Origin of the sequence: Nocardia sichangensis (assembly GCF_047200615.1) — a bacterium.
Classification (GTDB): Bacteria; Actinomycetota; Actinomycetes; order Mycobacteriales; family Mycobacteriaceae; genus Nocardia; species Nocardia sichangensis.
This window is the reverse complement of sequence record NZ_JBJZOK010000027.1, coordinates 103,564-110,376: the sequence shown is the minus strand read 5'-3', so window position 1 is coordinate 110,376 and position 6,813 is coordinate 103,564. Positions and strand designations below refer to the sequence as shown.

Below are 6,813 nucleotides of genomic sequence, written 5' to 3'. Positions count from 1 at the left end.
GGAGATGAAGTCCAGCAGCGCCGTGGTGTCGAACTCGGCCCCGACGCCCACCGCGTCCGCCTCGGGAAGCACGTAGGACACCAACATGGTCGTGCCGTTCTGCTGCCGCTTGCCCAATGTCACCGCGAACTCGACATCCGGATGGCGGCTCAGCGCGTCATCGATCTCGCCGAGTTCGACGCGGAAACCACGGACCTTCACTTGGAAATCGGAACGTCCCAGTACCTCGATGCCGCCCCCGCCGAGTCGGCGGGCCAAGTCGCCGGTGCGGTACATGCGCGATCCCGGATTGCCCGCCTCGCCGCCGAACGGGTTGGCCACGAAGCGCGCCGCGGTGAGACCGCGCCGGTTGAGGTAGCCCTCCGCCAGCGCGGGGCCGGACAGATACAGCTCGCCGATCACTCCGGCCGGGGCCGGGCGCAAGCGGGAATCGAGCACGAACAGACCGAAGCCCGGTATCGCGCCGCCGATGGTGATGGTCTCGCCGGGAACCAGCGGCGCACTGCTGGTCGCGATGACCGTGGCTTCGGTGGGGCCGTAGCCGTTGATCATCGCGCGGCCGTTCCCGCTCCACCGGCTGACCAGGTGCGGACCGAACCGATCGCCGATGACCATCACGACGCGCAGGTCCGTGAGCCCCTCAGGATCGACCGATTCCAGAGCGCCCGGCGTGATCAGCATGTGCGTGACGCGTTCGCGCCTCAGCACATCGGCGAGTTCGAATCCGCCGAATACGGTCGGCGGCGCGATCACCAGGGTGGACCCGGTGGCGAAGGCGAGCAGCAATTCCAGTACCGACACGTCGAAGTTCGGCGAGCAGATGTGCATCACCCGCGAGCCCTCGGTGACGTCGTAGCGCTCCCGTTCGGACGCCACCATCGCGCCCAATCCGGAGTGGGTGACCACGACTCCCTTGGGCCGACCGGTCGAACCCGAGGTGAAGATGACGTAGGCGGGATGCTGTTCGGTCAGCGGTCGCACCCGATCGGCGTACGAGACCGGGTGCGCGGGCCGCCGTTCGATCCGTTCCCGGTCTTGCGGGTCGTCGAGTTCGATCCACGGGACCGACGTGCCCAGCGCTTCGCGGTACGCGGAAGTGGTCAGACCCAGCGCCGCTCCGGAATCGGACACCATGTAGGCGATCCGCTCCGGCGGGTAGGTGGGATCGATCGGCACATACGCGGCGCCCGTCTTGGCGATGGCCCACACCGACAGCACCGACTCGATCGAGCGCCGAATGCCGATCGCCACCACGTCGCCGGGGCCCAATCCCCGGTCGATCAACTCCCGCGCCAGCCGCGACGAGGATTCGTCGAGCTCTCGGTAGGTCAGTTGGGTGGTATCGGCGGGATCGCCTGTCGGACTGAACCGGATCGCCACCGTGTCGGCGGCGGACTCGACCGCGGCTGTGAGCAGTTGCCCGAAGAGCAGACCGCCGGAACGGCGACGGCGGTTTCCACGCGCAGAACGGCGGTCCATCTTCATTTCCGTGCTTTCTCCTTCAGGTGGTGCCGGCACTCGCGGCCGCACACCAACGATCCAACCCACAACCTCGCTACTTGCTCGCACTGGTGTCGCAGACAGCCCGGGAGCTCTCTCGCGAGAAGTCCCGGACTGTTCGGCCCCGTCGGGACAGTACACAGCCGGTAACCCGCTTACGGCACGGCATACGGCGGCGCCGGCGAATTATGCTGTGTTTCACACCTTTCACTGATCAAGTGTGCCAATGCGGCACCGACCCAGACGATGATTCCGGTCGACTTCTTCCGTGGCTAATGCGGCTCCGCCGCGAAGGTTCCGCCCGAAATTCCCAGATGGCAAGCCCGACAGGCGATCACGGCGATAGTTCAGGTTGCGTCTACAACGGTTGCCGTTCCGCGATGGTCGTCTCCTGCTCGAATGGCGTGGCGTGCGCGGTCGACAGTGGTGCGAGGAGTGTGGCCGGCGCAAGGAGGCCCGCGGTGATCGCCTTCATGGGGACGAGTATTCGGCGAACCCCTCCGTGCCGCACGACCCCATTCATCGGGGCGCACCGCGTGCCATCCGGCTCGTGGCGGGCGCCCCGCAGCGCTGTCGCGTCGCATCAGTGTGAGTCCAGCGGCTGCAACGACCACGACGTGGCCTCGATCGGCATCGCCGCGGCGGATCGGGCCATGCGGCTGATCTTGGATCCGGTGGTGAATTCGGGATCGGTGCCCATGATGACGCGCCCCTCGCTGTTGACCAGCACCACCCGCTGACCGAATGCCCGGAGTCGCGGAAGCAGGACTGCCTCGATCGAAGCGACCGGAACATCGGCACCGGCGATTCCGACGAAGGCTCCCGAATCGTTCGTCACCGGAATTGCGAAGGTGCAGATGTACTGATCGGTACACGCGTAATCGACGGTCGGCCCGTACGCCCAGCGCCGACCCTGGTCGCGCGGAATCGTGAACCATTCCATGGCCGTGTAGTCGTAGAAGTACTCATTGTGCGGATTCAATTCCAGCACAAGACGTTGCGGTCCGCGGTCGGTGTCGAGGAACCACCACTCCAGGAATCGGGGGCGATCCGCGAGAACGCCGTCGGCCATCACTACGCCCGCGCTTTCGAGCAGTTTTCCACGCCGCTCGAGCTCGCCGACAATGGTGTCGCGCAGCGGTGCGAGGTCGGTCGATCGGAGCGGGCGCTGCAGCTTCTCGGTCGATCTCGCCCACAGTGCCGCCAATTCGGCCCCGATGACGCCCAGTGATCCGTAGACCTCCTCGGCCAGTTCTGTGACGGCGTGGACGAGCGATTCGACGGTCACCGGGGTGGAAGAACTATCGGTATCCCTCATCGATCAACTGAGCTCCAAACGTAGGGCGACGAGGCGGCGGATGCGTGATTCGATTTGTGATTCTGCCAGTTCTCTCGCCCGGGCGTCGTCTTCTCTTTCGATCGCGTCCACCAAATCGCGATGCACGGCGGCTTCGGCGGCGGGCTCGAGTTTCAGTCGGGGTAACCAGAGCAGGGCGGAGAGTTCGGCTTGTAGCGCGACCTGGGCGCGAGTCAAACGGGTGGATTGCGCGCACACCGCCATTTCGATATGGAAGCGGCTGTCGGCCCGGCGGGCCGATATGGGCTCGCTGCTGTCCTTCAGCCGGTCGGCCAGGGATCGCAGCCGCGCGATATCGGCTCGCAACCCGCGGCGTGCGGCGAACACAGCGGCGGCTCCGGTGACGGCGAAGTGTTCGTCCCCCAGATCGCGCAATTCTTGGATGCTCATCTCCTGCAAGCGCACCAGTGAGCTGCTCTCGAGGATCTCCGCCGCACCGCGGATGAAGCTGCCGCCGCCGCGTCCGCGCTTGGTCTGCACGATTCCCTGCTGGCGGAGCACGGCCAGTGCCTCGCGCAGGGTCATCGTCGACACCCCGAGCTGACCGGCGAGATCGGTCTCGCTCGGCAACTGCTGGCCGTCCACCATCAGGCCGAGGCTGATGGCGGCACAGAGTCGCTGCACCACGGCCTCGGTCTTCGGGCCGCCGCCCTCGAGGGGGGCCAGCACGGCGCCGAGAGCGGTCAATCCGGCGCTCTCCTGCTTGGACAACGCGACTCCTCGGTGGGGGATGTAACTCGATCCTAGCCAACGAACACTTGAACTATGAACTCTAGAGTTAGAGGTACGCGGTGCAACCGAGTGATCCTGCCCCGGTCCGCCGCCGATCGCGGTCGCGCCTGACGCTGTGGACTCCGGCTTCGTCCCGAAGGTCTCGGTCGCATACCGGCCTGGCAGTGAACTTAACGCAATCATTACCTGCCACGCGTTGAACTATGAAATCTAATGTCTTATGTTCAGACGTGTGGAACTGCCTTCTGGGCACCGGGACGCGGCGGCGTCACGATCGAAACAGGATTTCCCCATGTTCGAAACGAACCAGAACAGCCATAGCATGCCTTACGGTCGCTTCCCCGCGACCGTGCCGAGTCGACGGCCCGGCAGGCGGCGCGGAGGGGAATACGGCCGGGGGCGCGGATCGGCGCAAGTGCGAGCCGAGCGGACGACGCCGGGGTTCCGACGATGAGTGACATACGCCATACCGAAGTCGACGGTGTATGCGTGACGTGGCGTTTCGTTCACCACCACCTGATCGCGATCGTCGCCGTGGACAAGGCATCGGATGCTTCTCCGTTGGTCGCGTTCGGCCCCGGCAACTACCCTGACCTCGCGCAGGCACGAGAACTTCTTCCGGAGCTGACGCGGCTCTGGGACGCGGTGCGCCGCGAATTCTGGGACAAACTCATCCCGCCACTGCCCGTGGTGACCAGGCAACGGGCTTGGGCGTGAGCCGGTTACCTCGGTGAATGCACCGCCTGGACCTGCTCACCATCGCTGTCGCTGAAAGCCGCTCGTTTCGCCCTCAGCGGCGGCCGCGCGGCTTCGTATACGCGCGGACCGGGTCTCGGTCCCGCGTGATGGCCCCGTCCACGCGCCGCCGGGCCCGAACACTTCTTCCTGAAGCTGCGCACCTTGCTGTGGCGCCCCGGTCTCGGCGTCGAGCTCGGCGAGGAACAGGTCGCCGCCGCGAACGAGTTCTGGTTCGCTGACTTCACCACGTCGAAGCCTCGTGGCGAACATATGTTTGGGACCACGGTCAGGAGGCATTACCCCAGCGGACAAGCTCGACAAGGAGGTTCAGATGTCGGCTGGAGTATGGGTAATCATCGTCGTCATCGCCATTGTCGTCGTCGCGGCCGTTGTCGCGCTCCTGGTGTGGCCGATGCTGCGCAGACAGCGACTACGCCGCAGATTCGGCCCGGAATACGACCGGACGGTACAGGAGCACGAGGATCGCAAGACCGCGGAGCGGGAACTCGCAGAGCGCGAGCGAAGGCACGCGCAACTGCGGCTACGCGACCTGTCGGACGACGAGAAGCGGGTCTATTCCACCCGCTGGGTAGAGGTGCAGGAGCGATTCATCGACGACCCCGCCGGGGCGTTGACCGAAGCCGACCGCCTCGTCACCACGATCATGTCCGAGCGCGGCTACCCCACGGAGAACTACGAGCAGCAGGTGGCTGATCTTTCCGTGGAGCATGCCGAGCCGCTGGGCCACTATCGCGCCGCGCACGACATCGCGACCCGCCCTGCGGGCACGGCGGTATCCACGGAGGACCGGCGCACAGCCATCGTGCACTACCGGGAAGTGTTCGAAGATCTGATCGGCGTTGGCGGCGAAGGCAAGAAGGACGTGAAAGCATGAGCACCGAATCCGAGCGTCGCCCCTACCGCGATGGGGCGGAGGAGAATTCGCCGACAGCAGGTGAGCGGCGGGTCGAGTCGCAGTACGAAGGAAGCGGGCAGGCGGACCGTGGTCGGCAGGCCGGACCGGCAGGCGAAACGGCAGCGGTGCGGCGCGATCCCGGGCAGACCGAGGCGTCCCGCGGGATCGGCGAGGCCGAGTCCGCGCAGACCACCGGTACGGCGCCCGAATCGAACACGCCCGCGGCCCACGGATCAGAGCCGGCCCGCGCGGATGCCTCGCGACGGGATGTGATCGACAGCGAGTGGAGCGACACCGGCACGACTGGGCAAACCGCCGCCCACGATGCGCCGACGGCCGAAACCGCGGCGGGCGGGCCTGCGCCGTTGTTGCCCGATGCCGATCTCGATCGCCTGCGCACCCAGTGGCGGGAAGTGCAGGTTACCTTCGTCGACAACCCCAAAGACGCGGTCGCTCGCGCGGACGAGCTGCTCGGCGATACCATCCACCAGCTGACCACCACCTATGACCAGCGCAAACGCGAACTGGACGAGCGGCTAGGCGACACGTCCGACACCGAGGGGCTGCGGCAGGCGTTGCGCGGGTACCGGGCGTTCTTCGACCAGTTGCTCTCGATCGGCGGCTAGCCGGAAGCCGTTGGTCATGAAGGTCTTCCGATTGGCCGGCGGGACGGTCGACCGGGCGACGGACTGGGTCGCCCGGCAGGTGAAGGCGCGAGTGCCCACCGCCGACCCCGACGATCGCGACCCGGAGTTCATCGCCGACACCGTCGATCTGGGCTGGCTTCTCGTGCGCCTCTACTTCCGGGCGGAGGTGCGCGGCTTGGAGCGGGTTCCGGAAGAGGGGCCGGTCTTACTGGTCGGCAACCATTCCGGCGGGAACGTATCGCCGGAAGTCTTGGTGACCACGCTCGCCTTCGTCCGGCGTTTCGGACCGCAGCGGCCCTTCTTCCAGCTCGCCCACGACATGGTGATGGCCTACCCGGTGATCGGCTCGTTGCTGCGCCGCTTCGGAACGGTCAACGCCGACCCGGGTAATGCCGAGCGAGTGCTGCGCGACGGCGCGGCGGTGCTGGTCTACCCCGGCGGTGACTGGGAGGTGCACCGTCCGACGTGGGAGGAGGACCGGATCGACTTCGCCGGTCGCACCGGTTTTCTCCGCCTCGCCTGGAACGAGCGGGTTCCGATCGTGCCGGTGGTGAACATCGGTGCGCAGCAGACTCAGTTGGTGCTCACCCGCGGTGATCGGATCGCGCGCCTGCTGCGGCTGGATCGGATGCTGCGGCTGAAGGTGTTCCCGATCTCGATCGCGCTGCCGTGGGGACTCGACCTCGGTGATCTCGCTGGGCATCTGCCGTTGCCCAGCAAGATCACCGTCGAGTTCCTCGACCCGATCGATCTTCGCGACGTGCTGGGGCCCGAACTGAATCTGGACGAGGCCTACCGGCACGTCACCGGAATCATGCAAGGGGCGCTGACCAGGCTGGACGAAGAGCGCGACCTGCCGATCGTCGGCTGACCCGAAACGGCGGCGCGATTACGGCCGCTGTCCGCCACTTTCATGATACCGT

The 6,813-nt window shown here is 66.4% G+C and carries 7 protein-coding genes; 4 read left to right on the top strand and 3 right to left on the bottom strand.

Annotation, left to right across the window (positions count from 1 at the left end; all coding sequences use genetic code 11):
- The 3 genes from ACL03I_RS30230 to ACL03I_RS30220 form a co-directional block, all read right to left on the bottom strand.
- A partial coding sequence (locus tag ACL03I_RS30230; protein WP_412807552.1) for a non-ribosomal peptide synthetase occupies positions 1-1,485 on the bottom strand: 1,485 nt, incomplete at its 3' end.
- A gap of 598 nt (positions 1,486-2,083) precedes the next feature.
- Positions 2,084-2,818, bottom strand: coding sequence for a cache domain-containing protein (locus ACL03I_RS30225; protein WP_355079434.1), 735 nt, complete (start codon positions 2,816-2,818; stop codon positions 2,084-2,086).
- Positions 2,819-2,821: 3 nt separating this feature from the next.
- A complete protein-coding gene (locus ACL03I_RS30220; protein ID WP_412807551.1) occupies positions 2,822-3,772 on the bottom strand; it encodes a FadR/GntR family transcriptional regulator in 951 nt (316 codons plus the stop codon).
- A 267-nt stretch (positions 3,773-4,039) separates the two neighbouring features.
- Here ACL03I_RS30220 and ACL03I_RS30215 point away from each other — a divergent pair, with 267 nt between their 5' ends.
- The 4 genes from ACL03I_RS30215 (at position 4,040) to ACL03I_RS30200 (ending at position 6,761) form a co-directional block, all read left to right on the top strand.
- A complete protein-coding gene (locus ACL03I_RS30215) occupies positions 4,040-4,306 on the top strand; it encodes a hypothetical protein (RefSeq protein WP_355079431.1) in 267 nt (88 codons plus the stop codon).
- A 352-nt stretch (positions 4,307-4,658) separates the two neighbouring features.
- A complete protein-coding gene (locus tag ACL03I_RS30210) occupies positions 4,659-5,222 on the top strand; it encodes a hypothetical protein (RefSeq protein WP_355079429.1) in 564 nt (187 codons plus the stop codon).
- Entirely contained in the window at positions 5,219-5,869 is a 651-nt protein-coding gene (locus ACL03I_RS30205; protein ID WP_412807550.1) for a hypothetical protein, read from the top strand. The genes ACL03I_RS30210 and ACL03I_RS30205 overlap by 4 nt, the downstream gene beginning before the upstream one ends.
- Before the next feature lie 16 nt (positions 5,870-5,885).
- The gene (locus tag ACL03I_RS30200) at positions 5,886-6,761 is read left to right on the top strand and encodes a lysophospholipid acyltransferase family protein (protein ID WP_412807549.1); all 876 of its coding nucleotides are present in this window, start codon (positions 5,886-5,888) and stop codon (positions 6,759-6,761) included.
- Positions 6,762-6,813 lie beyond the last annotated feature (52 nt).

Coding starts and splice junctions, on each gene's coding strand:
- ACL03I_RS30225 (WP_355079434.1), bottom strand. CDS start 2,818: ATGAGGGATACCGATAGTTCTTCCACCCCGGTGACCGTCGAATCGCTC.
- ACL03I_RS30220 (WP_412807551.1), bottom strand. CDS start 3,772: ATGATTGCGTTAAGTTCACTGCCAGGCCGGTATGCGACCGAGACCTTC.
- ACL03I_RS30215 (WP_355079431.1), top strand. CDS start 4,040: ATGAGTGACATACGCCATACCGAAGTCGACGGTGTATGCGTGACGTGG.
- ACL03I_RS30210 (WP_355079429.1), top strand. CDS start 4,659: ATGTCGGCTGGAGTATGGGTAATCATCGTCGTCATCGCCATTGTCGTC.
- ACL03I_RS30205 (WP_412807550.1), top strand. CDS start 5,219: ATGAGCACCGAATCCGAGCGTCGCCCCTACCGCGATGGGGCGGAGGAG.
- ACL03I_RS30200 (WP_412807549.1), top strand. CDS start 5,886: ATGAAGGTCTTCCGATTGGCCGGCGGGACGGTCGACCGGGCGACGGAC.